The following is a 22,365-nucleotide window of genomic DNA, read 5'->3' on the forward strand; positions in this document are numbered from 1 at the left end:
TTAACAGTAACCGTATGACATTAGACGCTTATAACGACGGTCTAATAAGTCATCTATGCTCATTTTATTTAAAACCGTTAAATCTTGCAGTAACACTTGTTTTAAATTTTTGGCCATTTGCTCTGCTGAGCGATGCGCGCCACCTAATGGCTCTGGCACTACTTCGTCAATCAGCTTTAATTCTTTGATCCGCGCTGCAGTAATACCCATAGCATCGGCGGCTAAAGGGGCTTTTTCAGCACTTTTCCATAAAATAGATGCACAGCCTTCTGGCGAAATAACCGAGTAAGTACTGTATTGCAACATATTCACTTTATCGCCAACACCGATAGCTAAAGCACCGCCTGAACCACCTTCGCCAACAACAGTGCAGACTACTGGCACTTTTAAACCAGCCATCACTTTTAAGTTACGAGCTATGGCTTCAGATTGGCCGCGCTCTTCTGCGCCAATACCAGGATAAGCGCCAGGGGTATCAATAAAGGTTAAAATTGGCATTTTAAACCGTTCGGCCATTTCCATTAAGCGTAACGCTTTACGATAGCCTTCTGGTCTTGGCATACCAAAGTTACGTTTAATTTTTTCTTTAGTATTACGGCCTTTTTGATGACCAATAATCATCACCGGTTGCTCGCCTAAGCGCGCTGTACCGCCAATAATAGCGTGATCGTTTGCAAAAGCGCGATCGCCGGCTAAGTCATCAAAATCAGTAAACATATGCTTAATATAATCAAGCGTATAGGGCCTTAGTGGATGGCGCGCTAATTGCGCGACTTGCCAAGCACCTAGCTCAGCAAACACTTTTTTGGTTAACGTTAGGCTTTTTTCTTTTAGTTTATTAATTTCTTCTTCTAAGCCTAAATCGTAATCGCCATTGCGACTTACGTTACGCAATTCGTCTATTTTTGCTTCAAGTTCAGCAATTGGTTGCTCAAACTCCAAATAATTCAGCATCATCGACAGTCACTACCTAATTAATTAAATTCCAGTTCTATTGTTGCCAATTGTTTTAACTGGTGCAACAAAGCGTCGGCAGGTGTCACCCACCATGGGGTACCCAATTGTAACATCACCTCGCCTTCCTGGCGCTGATACCGGATATTAACCGGTACGGTACCTGCCTTATATTCACTGAGTACCTGCTGTAATCTTTGCAGGTAATTGTGGTCTATTTGTGCTGATTGTACAGTGATATTCAAACAACGTAGAGATTTTTCTCGAACTTGCGTTATTTCACTGACATCGCGGCCGGTCATTGTAAGGCCACCGTTAAAATCATCAAAGCTGACCTGTCCCGTTATCACCAAAATAACGTCTTTTTGCAGTAGTTCTTCAAAAGTTTCTAACATATCAGGGAAAAACCGCACATCTAAGCGAGCAGATTTATCATCTAACGTAACAATTGCCCAGCGTCGGCCTTTTTTATTAACGATTACCCGCACCGACACCACTAAACCAACAACTTGTACTGATTGATCTTTACGCGTTGGTTGCAGCTCGTTTAAACGACAAGATGAATAACGCGGTAGTTCTTCTAAATAGCGATTAATTGGATGGCCGGTTAAGTATAGCCCTAATGCTTCTCGTTCGCCCTCTAACCATATTTCATCTGGCCAAGCGACCACTTGAACAAAAGCAGCACTGCTATCGCCAGGCTCTGGGCTAAGCAAGCCAAATAAGTCATCTTGGCCAACGGCTTGCGCTTTAGCATGTTGATCGGCTGCTTTCATCGCTTGCTCTAAGGTCGCCGCTAAAGCCGCTCTGTGCGGTCCTAGTTTGTCCATAGCGCCAGCTAAAATAAGCTTATCAATTACCCGACGGCCAATTTTCTTTAAATCTACTTTGGCACAAAAATCAAATAAGTCAGTAAAAGCACCATGCTGCTTTCTGGCTTCAATAATGGCTTCTATTGGCCCTTCACCGACGCCCTTAATAGCACCGATACCGTAAACAATATGGCCTTGCTCGTTAACGGTAAATTTTTGTACTCCAGCATTAACATCAGGCGGGATCAGCTTTAGCCTCATCCGTTCACATTCGTCGACTAAAGTAACAATTTTATCAGTATTGTCCATGTCGGCTGACATTACCGCAGCCATAAATTCAGCTGGAAAGTGGGTTTTCATCCATAAAGTTTGGTAAGACACTAACGCATAAGCAGCAGAGTGCGATTTGTTAAAACCATAACCAGCAAACTTTTCCACTAAGTCGAAAATTTTAATCGCCAGATCAGGATCAATACCGTTTTTCGCCGCACCTTCTTGGAAGGTATCGCGCTGTTTAGCCATTTCTTCTGGTTGCTTTTTACCCATAGCCCGGCGTAATAAGTCGGCGCCACCCAGCGAGTATCCGGACAGCACCTGGGCAATTTGCATAACTTGTTCTTGATACAAGATAATGCCATAAGTGGGTTCTAATATCGGTATTAACGAGTCATGCTGCCAGGTTTCATCAGGGTAAGAAATGGCTTCTCGGCCGCGCTTGCGGTCGATAAAGTTGTCTACCATGCCGGACTGAAGCGGCCCCGGCCTAAACAGTGCCACCAAGGCGATAATATCTTCAAAGCAGTCAGGTTGCAGGCGGCGGATCAGATCTTTCATACCTCGCGATTCTAACTGGAATACCGCGGTAGTATCGGCTTTTTGCAGTAAGTCAAAACAGGCTTTATCAACCAGCGGAATATGATTAATGTCGACTAAAGGCCGGCCCTCTTTAGCTAAGCGTGTATTGGCCATATTGACCGCCCACTGCAAAATAGTCAGGGTACGTAAACCTAAAAAGTCGAACTTAACTAAACCGGCATATTCAACGTCACTTTTATCAAATTGAGTAACCGGGTTATTACCATGCTCATCACAATACAATGGCGAAAAATCAGTAATTTTAGTCGGCGCAATAACGACACCACCGGCATGTTTACCGGCATTTCGGGTGACGCCCTCTAATTGCCGCGCCATATCAATTAGATCTTTAACTTCTTCATCTTGAGCATATAGCTCCGGTAACCTTGGCTCTTCTTTAAAAGCTTGCTCTAAGGTCATACCGGGTGTCATCGGTACTAGCTTAGAAATTCGCTCAACAAAACCGTATGGATGGCCTAATACCCGGCCAACATCGCGAATAACCGCTTTGGCTGTCAAAGTACCAAAGGTAATAATTTGCGATACCGCTTCACGGCCATACATATCGGCAACGTGGTCGATAACTTCGTCCCGTCGGTCCATACAAAAATCGACGTCAAAGTCTGGCATCGATACCCGCTCGGGATTTAAAAAACGTTCAAATAATAAATCATATTCAAGCGGGTCTAAATCCGTGATATTTAACGCGTAAGCCACCAGTGAACCGGCACCAGAGCCTCGACCTGGGCCAACTGGAATATCGTTATCTTTACTCCATTGGATAAACTCCATTACTACCAAGAAGTAGCCTGGAAAACCCATTTGGTTAATAACACCCAGCTCTATTTCTAACCGTTCGTCATAACCTACTCGCTTTTGCTCACGCACGCTGGCATCAGGAAATAGCGTTAATAAACGCTGCTCTAAGCCTTCTTGTGATTTCATAACTAAAAAGTCAGCGTCGGATAGGTCTCCGGTAGGAAACGCTGGTAAAAAGTATTCACCTAAGCGGATAGTTACGTTACAGCGTTTAGCTATTTGTACTGAGTTTTCTAAAGCTTCAGGCAAGTCAGCAAACAGTTGCTGCATTTCTTGCTCTGTGCGCAAGTACTGTTGCTCTGAATACAATTTAGGACGGCGCTTATCATCTAAGGTAAAGCTGTCATGGATAGCCACGCGAATTTCATGGGCGGCAAAGTCTTCAGTTTTTAAAAATACCACTTCATTGGTGGCCACTACAGGCAGTTGATGTTGCTCAGCTAATGCAATGGCATGCTGAATATACAGCTCTTCATCAGGTCGACCCGTGCGGCACAGTTCTAGATAAAACCGATTAGGAAAGTGCTGTTGGTAATACACCACTAGCTCATTAACTAAAGCCTGATTTTGTTTAATCAGCGCTTTGCCTAACACGCCATCTTTAGCACCCGACAGCACAATAACGCCGCTAGCATGCTCGGCTAACCAGTCATGGTCAATTTGTGGTTTTCCCATGACATGACCACGTAAATAGGCCTTGGAAATAATATCACATAGATTTTGATAACCAGTATTGTCGGCCGCTAATAACAGTATTCGACTGGTCTCAGTACCTAAACCAGGATGTTGCACCCAACAGTCGACACCTATTATCGGCTTAATCCCTGCCGCATGGGCTGCACTATAATACCGGACTAAACCACAAAAATTCATTTGATCGGTTAAGGCAAAAGCAGGCATCTGTAACTGGCTAGCCGCTTTGACAATAGGTTTTATTTTGGCGACACCATCAACTAATGAAAAGTCACTATGGACCCGTAAATGAATAAAACTTGGTTCTGCCATCAGCCTTGTTGCTCCAACACGATGCGCACCGGCTTAAAGCTGCGCCTATGCTGTGCTAACACGCCATGTTCGGTAATAGCTGCTAAATGTGCGGCAGTAGGATAGCCTTTGTGGGCAGCAAAACCATATTGGGGATAGGCTTGATCTAATGCATACATTTCATTATCACGCGCTACTTTAGCTAAAATAGAGGCAGCACTAATTTCTGGCACTAAGCCATCACCTTTGACTATCGCGCTGGCATTAATACCAAAATCAGGGGTACGGTTACCATCGACTAATACCCAATTCGGCGTAATGTGTAACGCAGCTACAGCACGGCGCATGGCTAACATAGTGGCATGTAATATATTCAGTTCATCAATCTCATGCACTTCAGCTCGACCCAGTGCCCAAGCTAAAGCCTGCGACTTTATTTGTTCAGCCAGTAAGATGCGTTTTTTTTCACTCAATTTTTTTGAGTCGGTTAAACCAGCAATAGGTTTAGTGGGATCAAGAATAACAGCGGCTGTCACCACAGCACCAATTAACGGGCCGCGGCCAACTTCATCCACACCACAGATTAATGTGACATTAGGCCTTTGATACTGCATTGTGATTTATCACCTTAAAAATTGCTTCAGCTGCGCGCTGACTGGCATTACATTTAATCGTTTGATGAATAGCGGTATATTCGGCTAGTAACGACTCGCGATCTGTCGTTAATAAAGGCTGCATGTTAGCCACTAGCGCAGCAGGTGTGACTTGATGCTGTAATAACTCACTGACCATGCCACGCCCTGCCAATAAATTAGGCAAACTAAAATGAGCCAGTTTTACCAAGCGACTACCAATTTGGTAAGTGAGCCAATTGGCTTTATAACTAACCACCATTAAGCACTTGGCTAACATGGCCTCTAGCGTCGCCGTACCCGAAGTAATAAAAGTGGCATCGGCGGCTAATAATACTTCGCGTGCTTGATTAATAAAAACCTGCACCTTTAAATCTGGCGCTATCTGCTGCTTAATAGCTGCAAACTGCGCCGCTTTGTCGTTCGTTACCATATTACAGATTAACTGTAACGAAGGCTGTTGCTGTTGTAATATTGCTGCGGCTTGCAGAAAGTCTGCTGCCAACAATTTAATTTCATTACTGCGACTACCTGGCATAATCGCTAACACGCTTGCGCTACTGTCTAAGTCTAAAGCTTGTTTGGCTGCGGCTTTGTCCACCGTTAACGGCATGCTATCGGCTAAGGTATGGCCGACAAAGGTACAAGGCACTTGGTATTTATCATAAAACGCTTTTTCAAACGGCAATAACGACAACACCATATCGGTAGCTGCCGCAATTTTAAATATCCGTTTATGCCGCCAAGCCCAGACCGACGGGCTAACATAATGTACCGTTTTAATGCCGGCTTGTTTTAATTTTAATTCTACCGGTAAGTTAAAATCGGGGGCATCAATACCGACAAACACATCTGGCTTGTCAGCTAATAATGTACTAATAATCTGTTTTTTAACTTTAAGTAATCGCGGTAAACGGCCAAGCACTTCGACAATGCCCATGACAGCTAACTCTTCCATATCGAAGTGTGCCTTAAACCCCAACGCTTGCATACGCGGACCACCAATGCCATAAAACTGGGCATTAGGATACTGTTGTTGGCAGGCTTTTATTAGATCTGCACCTAAAATATCACCAGAGTGCTCGCCGACGATAATGGCTATTTTAACTATTTCAGTATTTATATTAATCATTGCGCCTTTAGTTTTTCTGTAAATGACATTGCCTAGTCAGCGATATAATTAACCGCGTGCTATGACAAAAACTGGCTTATTTTAGAATAACAATCTTACCCGCTTTGCTATGCTGTTGGAAATTTAATTAGCTAATTGCTGCTAAGATCAGCAAAGGCTTATCTCAATAGCGAGGTATGGGCTGTTTGTTTGAAGGTTAAATGCTGCAAGTTTAACTATTGTTTACTGCTAGCTTGCTAACAGCTTGCTAATAGTTTGATATTAGATTGCTAGAAATTAACTAGCAGTAAGCAGGCATAGATTATAATGAAAACTGGGCATAGATAGGATTATGGTCCGAAACCATAGGCGTATTAATTGCCACAGCTAAACGTAACTTTAAGTCTCGGTACAAAATAAAATCCAACGGCTCTCGCCAAAAAGTTTTTATATGATGAGAGTCTTCCATCATGGTTTTTTTTAAACCCATGGCGCGACAAAACTGGGTTAAATATAACCGCCGCGAACGACTCCAAATATTAAAATCGCCGGCTACAATTAATGGCCCCTCATGCTGTAATAAAATTTGCCTTAATACCGCAATTTCTTGCTGAAATTGACTATGACTAACAAAGTTAATAGCGTGAATATTGACCACTAATAACGAGTCTCCATTACTTAACGGATGTTGGGTAATAATTTGACTTTTATGAGTAGCAAAGCTCAGTTCACGCACTTGACTTAAAATGGGTTTAATATCATTAAAGGCGCATTGCCCTGCGGTTAGCACACCAAATAAATGAGCAGGCGTTTGAATATTTGGCGAGATGGCATAAGACCAGCCATCTAAGTGTAATTTGTTACTTATGGCTAATTTGGCTTCTTGCAAAAGCAATAATTGCGTAGGGTAACGCGCCAACAACTGAGTTAAACAGAGCTGAAATTTAGGGCTCATCGTTAACTTCTGACTATTCCAACACATCACTCCCAGCAAACTGGTATCTAAAGGCTGATCTTGATGGATCAACTGATGCGGAGCAATACTGGGTCGAAGCATAACGAATATCCTGCCTTACAGATTATTAAGCTTATTTTATATATTAACAGACCAGCTTGTTGACGGTAGCTTAACCAAAGAACAAAGATCACAACTATTGTTGTTAATGCTATTTAATACCAATTACTAACCATCTGACTTTAGCTTAAATAACAGAATTTACCGGTAGTTGAATTACATGGCTGTCAATTAACTGCATAGCGGCTTGTAACTGTATAGCGGCTTGATATTATTCGGGGTGAGTGCAAATATTTTTTATACCTAGAGCGACTAATAGAAGCTCTAGGTAATGATTTATTGTGGCTAGCAGTGTATTACTAACGCACTATGCCGCGGCTGGCGTTAGCGATAAAATCGGTGAAGACTTTAAGCTCTGGGAACTGCTGGGCTTTGTCGGCTAATACCGCTAAGGCTTCAGTGGTGGTTTGGTTTTTACGGTACACTTCTTTATAAGCACGGCGTATTTCTAATAATGCTTCACTGCTGTAACCACGACGCTTTAAGCCTTCAGTGTTAATACCGCCTGGCACGCAGGGTGCGCCATGTACCATGACATAAGGAGGCACATCTTTAAGCACAATAGAGCCGCCACCACAGAAACTGTGCGGGCCAATATGCACGAACTGATGTACGCCTGTCATTCCGCCTAAAATAGCCCAGTCACCTACATGAACATGGCCGGCGGCTTGAGCACCACTGGCAAAGATAACGTTATCACCAATAACGCAATCATGGGCAATATGGGTGGTATTCATAAATAAATTATGGCTACCAATAATAGTTTTAGCTTGATCTTGTACGGTACCGCGGTGCACTGAGCAACCTTCGCGGAACACGTTGTAATCACCCACCAGCAATTGCGTATTTTCGCCACGGTATTTTTTATCTTGGCAAGCTTCACCAATACTGCAGAATTGGAAAAAATGATTACCGCGACCAAAACTGCTTGGGCCTTTAATGGCTACATGCGATTCAACGATACAGTCATCACCTAAAGTCACGTTGTGGCCAATATAACTAAATGGGCCTATCGTAACGTTTTTACCAATGACGGCGCTGGATTCAACTACTGCTGTTGGATGGATCACGTTATAGCTCTCTTCTAGCACACATTAATTCAGCCGAGCATACCACTTGGCCATCAACTCTTGCTTCACCGTAAAACTTCCATATATTACGGCGTTCTTTTAAAAACTTTACTTCTAAGATCATTTGATCGCCTGGCACTACTGGTCTTTTAAACCGAGCGTCATCAATACCGGCAAATAAATATAATTCGTTATCTGAACGCTCGGTAACCGTTTTAAACCCTAAGATACCTGTAGCTTGAGCTAAAGCTTCTAAAATTAATACTCCAGGGAAAATAGGCATATTAGGAAAATGACCGGTAAAAATAGGTTCATTAATTGAAACATTTTTTAATGCCGTTAAGCTTTCGCCCGGTGTGTAATCCAGCACGCGATCGATAAGCAAAAAAGGATACCGATGTGGCAATAAAGCCATTATTTCCTGAATTTGCAGGCTGTTTAAGTTATTAGCCAAGGCTATTCCTCTGTAGTAGTGTCAGCGCTTGTTGAAGCAAGCTGAATTTTAAACTGCGACTCTAGCGCTTTTACGCGCTGATATAGTTGATCTATCTGCCGCAGCTTAGCGGTGTTTTTGCGCCACTCTCGGTTACTTGTCGCAGGAATACCTGACGTATAAGCACCCTTTTCTAATATCGGTTTCATCACCATCGCCATACCTGAAATATGAGCACCATCACATATTTCAATATGACCATTAATGACTGCAGCGCCACCAATTATACAGTAACGACCAATAGAAGTACTACCCGCAACTACGGTAGAACCGGCCATAGCGGTGTGGTCACCAATACTGACGTTATGGGCAATTTGACACTGATTATCAATAATCACGTTATTGCCAACAGTGGTGTTTTCAATCGCCCCGCGATCAATAGTGGTATTAGCGCCAATTTCGCAATCATTGCCAATTATCACACTACCAACTTGCGGTATTTTTAACCAGTTACCCTGCTCGTTAGCAAAACCAAAGCCGTCGGCACCAATTATAGCTCCACTGTGAATAATACAATTTTCGCCAATTTTAACGCCATGATAAACCGTTACATTTGGCCAAATCTTAGTATTACTCGCAATATTGGCATCTTGACCAATAAAGCAACCTGCGCCTATTTGCACACCTTGCGCTAACGTTACGCCAGCAGCAATTACGGCATTGGCGCCTATAGCAACATCAGTTGCTATAGTTGCCGAATCATCAATCACGGCCGTTGGGTGAATATTAATCGCCACCGCAGGCGTACTGTCTAATTTCTGGGCAACTTTAGCAAAAGCAATATAGGGGTCTTTTACCACTAACGCCGCAACTCCAGGCGCTAAAAACGGCAAATCATCAGCAGTGACTAACACGACTGATGCTGTGGTTTCGGCTAAGTATTTGCGATATTTAGCGTTTGATAAAAAGCTAACTTGACCGGGACCTGCGTTCTGTAATGTCGCGACTGAATGAATAACATCAGTACAATCGCCCACTAGCTGAGCGTCTAATAGCTCGGCTAGTGAGGTTAACGTAAAACTGGTCATTATTTTTTCTTGCTCGCAATGCTGGCAACAGCGTCAGAGATATCGTATTCAGGCTTTGCATAAACAGCAGCACCAGAATTTAAAATAAGGTCGTATTTATCACGAGCTGCCACTTCATCAATCGCACTTTGAATTAAACCTAATAACTTATTGCGTTCTTCAGTTTGACGCGCGCGCAATTCTTCTTGCAACGGACGGGCTAATTGGTCGTATTGCTGACGTTGATTATTAACAGTATTGGTTAAATCTTGTTGTTGCTTCTCGCTCATGGTTGGGCCATCGCGACGCAATTTTTCAATATTAAAACCAATATCTTTTTCAAGTTTTTCAACAGTTTCCATACGCGAACCGAATTCTGTTCTAATGGTTTGTTGTAATGCTGCCGCTTGCGGTAACTTGCTCGCAACCGCTTGTACGTCAACATAACCAATTTTCATTTCTTTTGCTGCAACCGTCGCTGACATCATTAAACCAGCTACTAAAACCATTGCTGTTTGTAAAATACGCTTGTTAATCATTATGTTTCCCTATTTACACTTTAAATTAGATTTTTTAATTGCATTTAAAAAGTTGTACCAATGTTAAAACTAAAGTTTTCTTGTTTATCGCCTTCGTACTTTTTAATAACTTTTGCCAAACTAAATGTCAATGGTCCCATGGGTGAAATCCATTGTAACGATACACCAGCGGTTGCCCTAATTAAAGTTGGATCTGAATAATCGGCTAGCTCTGGTTGTTTAAACCCTAGAGAATTATTAACACTTAAATTAGCGTAACGATTGATATCAAACTCAGTATCCCACACGTTACCGGCATCTAAAAATATGCTAGTTCTGACTGAGTTACGATAATCATCACTTAAAAAAGGTGTTGGCGTTATCATTTCTAACGTAAGTATCGCCATGGCATTACCACCGAAAGAACGGTCTGATACAAAATAGGTATCAGTGTCTAAATCGTTGGTGTAACCATTGCTTCCGGCATTTATATCAGGAATACCTGGGATGCTTGACGGCGTACGATAGATAGCATGTGGACCGATTATGCGGCTTTCAAAACCTCGCACATTCTGGCCACCGGCATAAAAGTTTTCGGTAAAGGGTAAAGTGTGATCATAGCCATTTTTATTGCCATAACCATTACCATAGCCTAACTCTAACTTACTTAAGAATGACCAAGCGTGATCATTACTTAATGGAATATATTTACGTGCTTCAAAATTACTTTTGAAAAACTGTAAATCTGAGTTTGGCGTGGTGACTTTAATATTCCAGCCGAAATAATGCCCAGCGGTAGGGAATAAACCCCGGTTTAACGTGCTTTGTACCCAACCCGCTGATAACTCATAGTTGGTAAAGTTATAGCCACCATCCGGATTATTACTCTCTAACAATATGGCCCGGAAATGACGCAGCTGATCGTACTCGTTAACGCTATTAATTTTGTTAACAACGTAGTTAGCACCAAAGTTTAAGCGGTTATATTCATTAATCGGATAGCCCATATTGGCGCCAAAACCATACCGCTGGTAGTTATACGCTTCTAAGTTAGCTGACTGCTTACTGTAATCCAATTCAGAATAGAAGACTTGGCCACCTAAACTAATACCGTCTAAAGTAAAGTACGGATCAGTGTAGTTTACGCTTACTGATTTTTGATATTTATTAGTGTTAACACTAATACCCGCAGAGTTACCGGTGCCAAAGAAGTTTTCTTGTTGGACGCCTATTTGGAATGATAATCCCATATAGTTACCATAAGAAATACCGGCATTAAAGCTACCGGATGGTTGTTCTTTAACTTTAAAACCAACATCAACTTGGTCATCAATACCAGGTACCGGCACAGTATCGTAACTTACAGATTCAATATAAGGTAAGCGCTGAATACGGTCTTTAGATAATTCTAACGAATCATTTGATAACCAAGCGCCTTCCATTTGCCGTAGCTCACGACGTACCACTTCATCTTGAGTACTATTGTTACCCGCTACATTAATTCGGCGCACATACACTCGTTTCCCTGGGTCAACACTAATGGTTAACTCCACTTCTTTAGTGTCGTCATTAATCTGTGGAATAGTGCGCACTTTAGAATTGGCATATCCAAACCGAGCTAGTAATCTAGCGATACTTTCTTCAGTGTAAGTCACTAAAGCACCGTTATATAATTGGTTATCTTCTATCGGCAATATGGCTTTAATAAACTCATCTTTACCAATTAAATCACCAACAAATTTAACGCCTTTAACGGTATATTGCTCACCTTCAGTTATGTTTAACGTTACATATACTGAGGTTTTATCTGGGCTAACCGACACTTGAGATGAATCAAGTTTAAAGCGTAAATAACCACGGTCTAAGTAATAACTGGTTATTTTTTCAATATCGCCCTGCAAGGTTTGTTTTTGATAACGGTCAGATGACATAAAACGCCACCACGGTAAATCTTGCTTTGACTCGATATTTTTTAACAATTCATCGTTAGAGAATAATTTATTACCGACAATATTAATTTGCCGAATAGACGCCGCATCACCTTCGGTAAACTTCACTTTTAAGTTCACTCGGTTGCGGGGTAAATAAACAATTTCTATGTCGACCGCTGCCTGATATTTACCAACACCGTGATAAAACTCGGTTAAACCGGTTTCAATATTCTTTAAGATGGTTTTGTCTAGCGGCTCACCCACTTCGACTTTATTACCGGCTAAGCTTTCTGTTAGCTGGTCTTCTTTAATATCTTTATTGCCATCAAACTCAATGGCATTGATGGTTGGCCGTTCTCGCAAGCGATAAATAATCGTATTGCCATCACGAAACACTTGGATATCATCAAAGTGTCCAGCAGCATATAAGGTACGAATACTACGCGATAGGTTATATTCAGTAATGGTATCGCCAACGTTAAATGGCAAATTATTTAATGCAGCACCTAATGCTACACGTTGCAGGCCTTCAACTTGAATATCCTGCACTGTAAAACTTTGTTCCGCGAGCACCGAGCCACTTGCTGTTGCAAGTATCATCGCCGCTACTAATCGTCTAATTGTCATTATGTGAACTACTTATGATTAGTTATTTATAAACGAGAAATATCATTTAGCAAGGCTATTCCCATTAACATCAATAGGAGTACCGCGCCAAACCTGAAACCTATTTCCTGCGCCTTTTCAGAGACAGGTTTACCCCGAATTAGTTCCACTAGCATGTACATTAAGTGGCCTCCATCAAGGATAGGTAACGGTAATAAGTTAATGACGCCTAAATTAACACTTATTAACGCTAAAAACGATAAAAAAGCAACGAAACCTATACTTGCAGTGGTTCCTGCGCCTTGAGCAATCGAAATAGGACCACTTAAATGCTTCATTGAAACATCGCCGGTGATCAGCTTGCCAATCATTGAGAAGCTTAACCGAATTAACTGCCAGCTATGATTAAAGCCCGCGACTACTGCATCTAGCGGGCCATAGCGCTGGGTATACACCACGCCATCCGCCCAAGGCGTAACTTTAGGGCTTACCCCTAACATACCTTGCGAAAAGCCATCTTTACCTTCGATACTCGCCGGAGTGACCGTCAGCTCAAGCTGCCTACCACTTCGTTCTACCAGCATGTGTAACGGTTGATTGGGGCTATTGCTGATTAGGTTTACCACTTGGGCCCATTCAGTAATAACAGCATCATCAATTTGCAAAATGGTATCATCTACTTGCAAACCGGCGCGCTGCGCAGCACTATCATCAGCGATTAAAGCTAGTTGGGTTAATACTTTCGGCCGTTCTAACTCTAAGCCTAAACTGGCAAATACACTTTGCTGCTCAGGATTAAACTGCCAGTCGCTAGTATCCAAGATCACCGTTTTGCTTTGCCCAGTGCTAAAATCTTTAAAGCCTAACTCAATTTGCTTTCGGCCTAATTGCTCAACCAGCAGTAAATTGACATTATTAGCATCGGTGGCGGTATAGCCATTCACCGAGATAATTTGGGCGTTACTGGGCACCTTAGCTTGGGCCGCTATGGAGTGTTCGGTAACGCTGGCCACTATGGGTTTAATGGTTTGCACGCCCAGCATATACATTAGCCATAAGGCAAAAAATGCAAACACAAAATTAGCCGCAGGTCCGGCAGCAATAATGGCCATACGTTGCCAAACGGTTTTACTATTAAAAGTTAAGTCTTTAAATTGTGGTAGCACTGGATCAACACGGTCATCTAACATCCGTACATAACCGCCTAACGGAATAGCAGCGATAACAAATTCAGTGCCTTGCCTATCGCGCCAGCGAATTAACGCTTTGCCAAAACCAATTGAAAAACGTTTTACTAACACCCCATTTTTACGGGCTACCCAAAAATGGCCAAACTCGTGCACTGTTACTAAAATGCCAAGTGCGACCACAAAGGACAGCAAGTTCCATATCGCGCCAGACATTAGCAGTGTTTCCTTATGTATTGCTCGGCATTATGCCTTGCAGATTGATCAAGCTGTAAAATTTGCTCCAATGTACAGACCTTGGTTTGGGCAAATTGTTCCAAACAAGCGGCATTAACGCGATGAATATCGGTAAAACGAATTTTTTGTTGTAAAAATGCCGCGACGGCAATCTCATTAGCAGCATTAAGCGCCGTTGTTGCGCCTTGACCATACTGACAAGCAGCGATGGCCAAGTATAAATTTGGGTAGCGCTCTGGCTCTGGCTCTGAAAACGTAAAATCGCGCATTTGCTTAAAGCTTAACGGCGGCACTGGGCTAGACATTCGATTGGGGAAGGCTAAAGCATGGGCAATAGGCGTGCGCATATCTGGCTGGCCTAATTGGGCTAGCACTGAACCATCACTGTATTGCACCATAGAATGAATAATACTTTGCGGATGGATCACCACTTCAATATCGTCTGGTTGACAGTTAAATAACCAGCGCGCTTCAATAAACTCCAAGCCCTTATTCATCATAGTGGCGCTATCGACTGATATTTTAGCGCCCATACTCCAGTTTGGATGCGCCACGGCCTGACTTGGCGTTAACTGTTCAAACTCTGCTAATGGCGTGGTTAAGAAAGGGCCGCCGCTGCCGGTTAATAATAATTTACTAATACCATAACTGGCTATCGACTGACTGTAGCTATGCTGTTGTAACGCGGCAGGTAAGCATTGAAATATAGCATTATGCTCGCTATCAATTGGCAATAAAATTGCCTGATGCTGCTGCACTTTTTTAATAAATAACTCACCGCTCATTACTAGCGCTTCTTTATTGGCTAATAATACGGTTTTACCTTGTTCTACGGCGGCTAAAGTAGGTAATAAACCGGCAGCACCCACAATAGCAGCCATCACAATATCAGCTTCGCTATCGGACGCTAATTGGCATAAGGCTTCGGCACCAGCTAACACCTCAGTTTTACTGCCTGCTTGCTGTAACAGCTGTTTAAGCTGATAGGCGGCGTCAATATCCACCATAGCGGCATAACGCGGCTGAAACTGCATGCACTGCGCAAACAGCTTATCAGTCTGACAGGCAGCCGTAAGCGCTAACACTTGATACTGCTGCGGATGCTCGGCCAAGACTGATAAAGTACTAACACCAATAGAACCGGTTGAACCGAGGATAACCACTTTACGCATTAATAATGACCGCTAAGAAGAGCAATAATTAAGGCAAACAATGGCGCGGTTGCGGTTAGGCTATCTATGCGATCTAAAATACCACCATGACCGGGTAAAAATGCCCCGCTGTCTTTTACCCCAGCAACGCGTTTAAACATACTTTCACTTAAATCGCCAAACACCGATAACACCGTTAACATTAGAGCAGCGATATACCAAAATGCGGTTTGTTCTGGCCAGTCTTGCAGCGCAGCAACCAGAGTGACTAATAGCGCAACAAAGCCTAAACCACCTAGCATACCTTCAACGGTTTTACCTGGGCTAACCCGTGGTAATAGTTTATGTTTACCAAAAGGCTTACCAACAATATAACCACCAATGTCTGCTGCCCAAACTAAGCCCAATAAGGCACAAATTAACCAAGCTCCGGTAAATTCCGATTCGGCATAACCGGTATGGCGAATATAGAGTACGGCTGCCCACGCTGGAACTAAGGTAAACCAGCCCATTAAGGCTTTAAGCCAGTCTCGTTTCGCCCATACCTTTTGGCTGCGCGGGAAAGTGAGTACTAACAAGGTTGCAATTAGCCACCAAGCCACGCCTACTAATAATAAACTATGCAAAAGTAGCTGCGTAGCTAGAGGCTGCGCTAATTGTGCTGGCAATAGTACATATAGCAGCAAGAATATGGCCGCCGTTAAGCAGACATACATTGCCCGCATACTTTTATTGGCTAAACCACAAAAGCCACTCCACTCCCATGCAGCTAATAAAAACGCTGCAGAAATAAACACAACAAACCCTGGCAATGGCAAATAAAACACAGCCAGTAACGCCAAAGGCGCTAGTAATAATGCGGTAATTACCCGTTGTTTAAACAATATCGTTATCCTTTGCTACTTTCTGCTAATTGCCTAATTTGCTCACCAGTACAGCCAAAACGGCGTTCACGATTAACAAAAGTAGCAATTGCTTCTGAAAATACTTGCTGATTAAAGTCAGGCCACAGTGTTTCAGTAAACCATAACTCAGCATAAGCGGCTTGCCATAGTAAAAAGTTACTAATTCTAACATCACCGCCAGTACGAATAAGTAAATCTAATTCTGGTTGCTCATACATTTGCGTCTGTTGGCCAAATAAGGCTTCTGTTATATCGGCACTGGCTAAACTACCTTGTTCAACTTGTTGTGCCAAGGCTTTTGCTGCATTAACAATATCCCAGCGTCCGCCATAATTTGCGGCAATATTTAGGGTCATAGCGGTATTATTTGCCGTTAATTGCTCAGCTTTGGTAATACTTGCCTTTAATTTATCGGTAAATGCGCTTAAATCACCCACTATTTTTAACCGCACATTATGCTTGTGCAGGGTTTTCACTTCGCTTTTTAATACCATTAAAAACAATTGCATTAAACTGCTAACTTCATCTTCAGGCCGACGCCAATTTTCACTACTAAAAGCAAATAAAGTTAACGATTTAATACCTAGCTCACGACAAAAACTGACACTACGCCGAACTGACTCAACACCTTTCTTATGCCCCCAGACTCTTGGTTTACCTTGCCGTTGAGCCCAGCGTCCATTGCCATCCATAATGATAGCCACATGTTGTGGTAAGTTTTGTGGGTTGAGCTGCTCAGCTGCAGTCATAATGTGAGACCTATCCCTGTTATTGCCTTATATCAGTCAGACATTTGATGTTAAACATATAAAAAAGCGTTGCGTCACTTAGCGTCGCAACGCTTTTTGTTGTAGCAGCAGACTTAATTATACTTCCATTAAATCTTTTTCTTTGTCTGCTAACACTTCATCAACTTTCTTGATAAAGATATCAGTAATTTTTTGAATTTCATCTGCTGCGCGACGTTCGTCATCTTCACTGATGTCTTTATCTTTTAATAACGCTTTTAAATCATTATTAGCATCACGGCGAATATTACGCACCGCAACACGACCATTCTCTGCTTCAGCGCGAACTAATTTCACTAAGTCCTTGCGGCGTTCTTCTGTTAACGAAGGTAATGGTACGCGAATAGTAGTACCAGCAGACATTGGATTTAAACCAAGATCTGACGCCATAATGGCTTTTTCTACCGCAGCCGTTAGGCTTTTTTCAAACACGGTAATGGCTAAGGTACGGGCGTCTTCAATAGACACATTACCCACTTGGCGCAAGGGCGTGTCCGTACCGTAATATGGCACCATAATGCCATCTAATAAACTTGGATGGGCGCGGCCGGTTCGTACTTTAGTTAACTGTGATTTAAGTGCATCAACACTTTTATCCATACGAACTTTAATATCTTTAATAATGTCGTTAATCACGATCTTTATCCTTTTCTATCCAATGCACTTAGGCATAAGGCTACTAGTTTACTGTAAATTTTCCGCGTGGTCGATCACTGTCCCTTCTGGATCACCCATTACTACCCGTTTTAGTGCGCCAGGCTTGTTCATATTAAACACGCGAATTTTTAAATTATGATCTCTAGCTAAGGTAAATGCTGCTAAATCCATTACTTTTAATTCTTTTTCCAATACTTCACTATAACTAAGCTTAGAGTATAACGTGGCTGCAGGATCTTTTACCGGATCGGCTGAATAAACACCATCCACCTTAGTGCCTTTTAATACTGCATCGGCGCCAATTTCAATACCGCGCAAACAAGCAGCAGAATCGGTAGTAAAAAACGGATTACCGGTACCAGCGGCAAAAATGACAATACGGCCTGACTTTAATAAACTGATTGCTTCAGCCCAGCTGTAATTATCGCAAACACCATTCAGGGGAATGGCACTCATTAATCGGGCATTAACATAGGCACGGTGTAATGCATCGCGCATGGCTAAGCCATTCATCACGGTTGCTAACATGCCCATATGATCGCCCACTACGCGGTTCATACCCGCTTTGGCTAAGCCTTCACCACGAAATATATTACCACCACCGATAACAATGCCTACTTGCACACCAAGTTCGACTAATTCTTTAATTTCTTGCGCCATACGATCCAGTACTTTGGGGTCGATACCAAAGCCTTCATCGCCCATTAGCGCTTCGCCACTAAGTTTTAATAAAATCCTACGGTATCTTGGTTTGGGATTTGTGCTCATGACAACCTCATAGTGCAGAGTGAATTTGCTAAATTATAGATAAAAAAAACCGCGGCTTAGGTAAAAACCTGAAGTCGCGGTTATTCTAGCGGGTTTTGCCATTAGGCAGAAGTGATAATTACTTCTTAGCAGCCGCAATCTGTGCAGCAACTTCTGCTGCAAAGTCTTCTTCTTTCTTTTCGATACCTTCGCCAACTTCTAAGCGAGTGAAAGAAACAGCTTTAGCATCGTGTTGTTTTAAGAAGTCACCAACTGATACAGATGGGTCTTTAACAAACGGCTGACCGGTTAAGCTTACTTCACCCGTAAACTTACTCATGCGGCCTGCAACCATTTTTTCTGCAATTTCTTTAGGCTTGCCTGAATTAACTGCGATATCTAATTGAATTTCGTGTTCACGTTGAACAACATCAGCAGGAACGTCTTCTGGCGTTAAGAAGCCTGGGTTGTTAGCAGCAATATGCATTGCTACGTCTTTAGCCACTTCTTCATTACCGCCGTCTAATACGGTTAACACACCGATACGACCAGAGTGTACGTATTGACCGATCATTGCGCCTTCAACTACAGCTGCGCGACGTACATTGATGTTTTCACCAATTTTAGCCACTAATGCTGCACGAGTATCTTCTACTGAAGTACCGTTTAAGTCAGCTGCTAAAATAGCTTCAGCAGTGAATAAGTTATTTGCGTGAGCTAAGTCAGCAACAGAATTAGCAAAACTTAAAAAGTTTTCATCGCGAGCAACAAAGTCTGTTTCGCAGTTAAATTCAATTGCTAAACCAACACCATTGCCTACGCGAGTAATGATTGCGCCTTCTGCAGCAATACGACCAGCTTTCTTGGCAGCTTTAGCCAAACCGCTTTTACGCATCGCATCAATTGCGGTTTCAACATCACCACCGGTTTCTTCCAGTGCTTTTTTACAATCCATCATGCCAGCGCCTGTGCGCTCGCGAAGTTCTTTTACTAAAGCGGCAGTTACAGCCATGAGAGCTCCCTCGTATTAATTCTGGTTGAACAAACAGGGGCCAAAAAGCCCCTGTCGCAATTTTGCTCTGTATTAGCGCTGATTTTAAGCAACGCTAAATGACAGAAAAATTACTCGGCTTCAACGAAAGCTTCGGCTTCAGCCTGTACTTCGATATTCTTTTCACGACCATCAGTGATAGCCTGACCAGCAGCAGCCAAGTATAACTGGATAGCGCGGATAGCGTCATCGTTACCTGGAACTACATAATCAACACCAACTGGATCAGAGTTAGTATCAACGATTGAAACAACTGGAATACCTAAGTTGTTCGCTTCTTTGATAGCAATATGCTCGTGGTCAGCATCAATTACGAATAGAACGTCTGGTAAACCGCCCATATTCTTGATTCCGCCTAAGCTTTTTTCTAACTTGTCCATTTCACGTGTACGATCTAAAGCTTCTTTTTTAGTTAGCTTGTCAAAAGTACCGTCTTGGCTTTGTGATTCAAGGTCTTTTAAACGCTTGATTGACTGACGCACTGTTTTCCAGTTTGTAAGCATGCCACCTAACCAACGGTGATTTACATAGAACTGATCAACTTTAGTTGCGGCTTCTTTTACTGCTTCAGATGCTGCACGCTTAGTACCAACGAATAAAATTTTACCTTTTTTCGCTGCTACTTGTTGAATAAATGCCAATGCATCGTTCATCATTGGAACAGTTTTTTCCAAGTTGATGATATGCACCTTGTTACGCGCACCAAAAATGAATGGCTTCATTTTTGGATTCCAATAACGAGTTTGGTGACCGAAGTGAACGCCCGCTTGGAGCATGTCGCGCATAGAAACTTTTGCCATGATTTTATTTTCCTGTATTTAGGGGTTAAGCCTCCATACATCCCATGTCCCGACTCTGTTTAGGCTTTGGTTAAGCGCTAAGCAAAGCACCCCGGTACATGTGCCGATGTATGTGTGTTTTGTTTAAGTTTTGTTTAACTTCCGCCAATTGCTAGTGATTATGTGCGATGTCAGCAGCAATAATGCTAATATAGCACAGAATGCAATTTGCTAATTGGCGGCGCGCTTTATACCATAGGCGTCATGCAAACACAATAAAATGTGTATTTTTACAGCAAATTGTTAGTAACTAAAACCTGACGCTATCAAAGAGAGACTATGCATGACAGCAATCATAAAAACTGCGGATGAAATTGAAAAAATGCGTGTGGCCGGGCGCTTAGCGGCCGAAGTATTAGAGATGATAAAACCGCATGTTAAAGCTGGCGTGACCACGGATGAGTTAAATACGCTTTGCCACGACTACATTGTCAATGAACAACAGGCCATTCCTGCCCCACTGAATTATCATGGCTTTCCAAAATCGGTTTGTACCTCAGTCAACCATGTTATTTGTCATGGCATTCCGAATGATAAAAAATTAAAAGACGGCGATATTATTAATATTGATGTCACGGTAATTAAAGACGGTTATCACGGTGATACCTCTGAAATGTTTGTGATCGGTAAGCCGAGCATTATGGCTGAGCGCTTAATTCGCGTTACCCAAGAATGCCTATATTTAGCGTTGAAAAAAGTTAAAAATGGCGTTCGCCTAGGCGATATCGGCAATATTATTCAACAGCACGCCGAGCAGCATAGCTATTCAGTAGTGCGCGAATATTGTGGCCACGGCATTGGTGCTGTGTTTCATGAAGAGCCACAAGTGTTGCATTACGGTCGTCCAGGTACCGGTGAAGTATTACATACCGGCATGTGCCTTACTATTGAACCGATGATTAACGCCGGTGCCAGACAAAGCAAAATGCTTAAAGACGGTTGGACAGTGGTGACCAAAGATCGCAGTTTATCGGCTCAATTTGAGCACACCATTTTAATTACTGATACCGGCTGTGAAATTTTAACTCTGCGCAGCAATGAAGATTTAGAGCGTATTCTTACTGCAGAATAACTATTGTTATTGTTATAACTAATGATGTTATACCTGAGGGCTCAGCATTAAACTGAAATCCCTCAGGAGTAGTAACTTGTTAGCCTAAAACCCAAAGCTTTATTGCCAATAAGTTAACGTAACAGGCACAGTTTCATCCCCTGTTAGGGTTAACTCTAATGACACAACTCCTCCACTATCTGCGATATTAACAAGTGTTTCGCAGTCAACATTTTCAGCACATTTAAATTCATAAGGATAAAAATAAAATTTTCCAGATTCATCCTTACCTATTGGCCCACCACTTAATTCAACTTGAGGATATTGATAGACAGTTCCTATCTCATCCTGATTTGAGCTGATAATTTTCACCAACTCATAAATGTAACCACTTTGTCCGCCCTCTGTAGTTGGATAGCGCCGAATATCTAAATTATACTTTGTGCCAAAACTGTGTGAAAAACCAGTAATAAGGTTTGCACGTGTATCTGGCCCTCCCTGCCCTGTAGCTAAAGCATTTAATGGCAATGTATGCATTATTTCCGGATTAAAGTACTCAGGTTTAGCTTCAACCAACACTTGGTAATATTGAATATCCAAGTCATCACTATCTGATGAACTATCACACCCAGTTAAAGATAATATTAGTATAAATAAGCACACAATCGTCCTGAACGCACTTTTGATCATTAATTACTCCATTAATTTAAATTAAGAAAAAATGTATATTAAAAGTGAAATATATATATATTAAATAAAAATACAAGCTTAATTAAATTCAAACTTTTTTTATGTTAATCATTAAAATGATTAACAAACTATTGTTTAGATTCTTTGATACTCTGCGAGAAATTTATTTTGTAATTTGTAATTTTAGATATTATC

At 42.1% G+C, this 22,365-nt stretch carries 20 protein-coding genes; 1 reads left to right on the top strand and 19 read right to left on the bottom strand.

What is annotated here, in order from left to right; all coding sequences use genetic code 11:
* The 18 genes from accA to rpsB all read right to left on the bottom strand — a co-directional run bounded on the left by accA (position 1) and on the right by rpsB (position 20,390).
* Complete coding sequence (accA, locus tag BI198_RS14060) at positions 1-957, bottom strand: acetyl-CoA carboxylase carboxyl transferase subunit alpha (RefSeq protein WP_070050116.1); 957 nt, start codon at positions 955-957, stop codon at positions 1-3.
* Between the two features lie 17 nt (positions 958-974).
* A complete protein-coding gene (gene dnaE, locus BI198_RS14065) occupies positions 975-4,445 on the bottom strand; it encodes a DNA polymerase III subunit alpha (protein WP_070050117.1) in 3,471 nt (1,156 codons plus the stop codon).
* On the bottom strand, positions 4,445-5,038 hold the full coding sequence (gene rnhB / locus BI198_RS14070) for a ribonuclease HII (RefSeq protein WP_070050118.1): 594 nt from the start codon (positions 5,036-5,038) through the stop codon (positions 4,445-4,447). Before rnhB ends, dnaE begins: the two co-directional genes overlap by 1 nt.
* Positions 5,019-6,188 carry a lipid-A-disaccharide synthase gene (gene lpxB / locus BI198_RS14075; protein WP_070050119.1) on the bottom strand — a complete coding sequence of 390 codons (1,170 nt, stop codon included), beginning with the start codon at positions 6,186-6,188 and terminating at the stop codon, positions 5,019-5,021. The genes rnhB and lpxB overlap by 20 nt, the downstream gene beginning before the upstream one ends.
* A gap of 301 nt (positions 6,189-6,489) precedes the next feature.
* On the bottom strand, positions 6,490-7,224 hold the full coding sequence (locus BI198_RS14080; RefSeq protein ID WP_070050120.1) for an endonuclease/exonuclease/phosphatase family protein: 735 nt from the start codon (positions 7,222-7,224) through the stop codon (positions 6,490-6,492).
* Positions 7,225-7,541: 317 nt separating this feature from the next.
* Positions 7,542-8,312, bottom strand: a complete 771-nt coding sequence (lpxA, locus tag BI198_RS14085; protein WP_070050121.1) for an acyl-ACP--UDP-N-acetylglucosamine O-acyltransferase — start codon at positions 8,310-8,312, stop codon at positions 7,542-7,544.
* Between the two features lies 1 nt (position 8,313).
* Positions 8,314-8,766, bottom strand: a complete 453-nt coding sequence (gene fabZ / locus BI198_RS14090) for a 3-hydroxyacyl-ACP dehydratase FabZ (RefSeq protein WP_070050122.1) — start codon at positions 8,764-8,766, stop codon at positions 8,314-8,316.
* 2 nt (positions 8,767-8,768) lie between these two features.
* Positions 8,769-9,833, bottom strand: a complete 1,065-nt coding sequence (gene lpxD / locus BI198_RS14095) for a UDP-3-O-(3-hydroxymyristoyl)glucosamine N-acyltransferase (RefSeq protein ID WP_070050123.1) — start codon at positions 9,831-9,833, stop codon at positions 8,769-8,771.
* Complete coding sequence (locus BI198_RS14100; protein WP_070050124.1) at positions 9,833-10,351, bottom strand: OmpH family outer membrane protein; 519 nt, start codon at positions 10,349-10,351, stop codon at positions 9,833-9,835. The genes lpxD and BI198_RS14100 overlap by 1 nt, the downstream gene beginning before the upstream one ends.
* A 44-nt stretch (positions 10,352-10,395) precedes the next feature.
* Positions 10,396-12,888, bottom strand: coding sequence for an outer membrane protein assembly factor BamA (gene bamA, locus BI198_RS14105; RefSeq protein WP_070050125.1), 2,493 nt, complete (start codon positions 12,886-12,888; stop codon positions 10,396-10,398).
* Positions 12,889-12,914: 26 nt separating this feature from the next.
* Positions 12,915-14,270: a sigma E protease regulator RseP gene (rseP, locus tag BI198_RS14110; protein WP_070050126.1), complete on the bottom strand. Its 1,356-nt coding sequence runs from the start codon at positions 14,268-14,270 to the stop codon at positions 12,915-12,917.
* Complete coding sequence (gene ispC, locus BI198_RS14115) at positions 14,270-15,463, bottom strand: 1-deoxy-D-xylulose-5-phosphate reductoisomerase (protein ID WP_070050127.1); 1,194 nt, start codon at positions 15,461-15,463, stop codon at positions 14,270-14,272. The genes rseP and ispC overlap by 1 nt, the downstream gene beginning before the upstream one ends.
* Positions 15,463-16,326, bottom strand: coding sequence for a phosphatidate cytidylyltransferase (locus BI198_RS14120; protein ID WP_070050128.1), 864 nt, complete (start codon positions 16,324-16,326; stop codon positions 15,463-15,465). The genes ispC and BI198_RS14120 overlap by 1 nt, the downstream gene beginning before the upstream one ends.
* Before the next feature lie 5 nt (positions 16,327-16,331).
* On the bottom strand, positions 16,332-17,096 hold the full coding sequence (gene uppS / locus BI198_RS14125) for a polyprenyl diphosphate synthase (protein ID WP_070050129.1): 765 nt from the start codon (positions 17,094-17,096) through the stop codon (positions 16,332-16,334).
* A 117-nt stretch (positions 17,097-17,213) separates the two neighbouring features.
* A complete protein-coding gene (gene frr / locus BI198_RS14130; RefSeq protein WP_070050130.1) occupies positions 17,214-17,771 on the bottom strand; it encodes a ribosome recycling factor in 558 nt (185 codons plus the stop codon).
* 48 nt (positions 17,772-17,819) lie between these two features.
* Positions 17,820-18,560 (bottom strand): UMP kinase, encoded by a 741-nt coding sequence (gene pyrH, locus BI198_RS14135; RefSeq protein ID WP_070050131.1) that lies wholly within the window; start codon positions 18,558-18,560, stop codon positions 17,820-17,822.
* Positions 18,561-18,678: 118 nt separating this feature from the next.
* Positions 18,679-19,551, bottom strand: a complete 873-nt coding sequence (tsf, locus tag BI198_RS14140) for a translation elongation factor Ts (RefSeq protein WP_070050132.1) — start codon at positions 19,549-19,551, stop codon at positions 18,679-18,681.
* A 110-nt stretch (positions 19,552-19,661) separates the two neighbouring features.
* Positions 19,662-20,390, bottom strand: a complete 729-nt coding sequence (gene rpsB / locus BI198_RS14145) for a 30S ribosomal protein S2 (protein WP_070050133.1) — start codon at positions 20,388-20,390, stop codon at positions 19,662-19,664.
* Between the two features lie 322 nt (positions 20,391-20,712).
* Between rpsB and map the strand changes: the two genes are divergently transcribed.
* Positions 20,713-21,501: a type I methionyl aminopeptidase gene (gene map / locus BI198_RS14150; protein WP_070050134.1), complete on the top strand. Its 789-nt coding sequence runs from the start codon at positions 20,713-20,715 to the stop codon at positions 21,499-21,501.
* 99 nt (positions 21,502-21,600) lie between these two features.
* Here map and BI198_RS14155 read toward each other — a convergent pair whose 3' ends face one another.
* Positions 21,601-22,170 (bottom strand): hypothetical protein, encoded by a 570-nt coding sequence (locus BI198_RS14155; RefSeq protein WP_070050135.1) that lies wholly within the window; start codon positions 22,168-22,170, stop codon positions 21,601-21,603.
* Positions 22,171-22,365: the final 195 nt, after the last annotated feature.

The organism is Rheinheimera salexigens, assembly GCF_001752395.1.
In the GTDB taxonomy this organism is placed as follows: domain Bacteria; phylum Pseudomonadota; class Gammaproteobacteria; order Enterobacterales; family Alteromonadaceae; genus Alishewanella; species Alishewanella salexigens.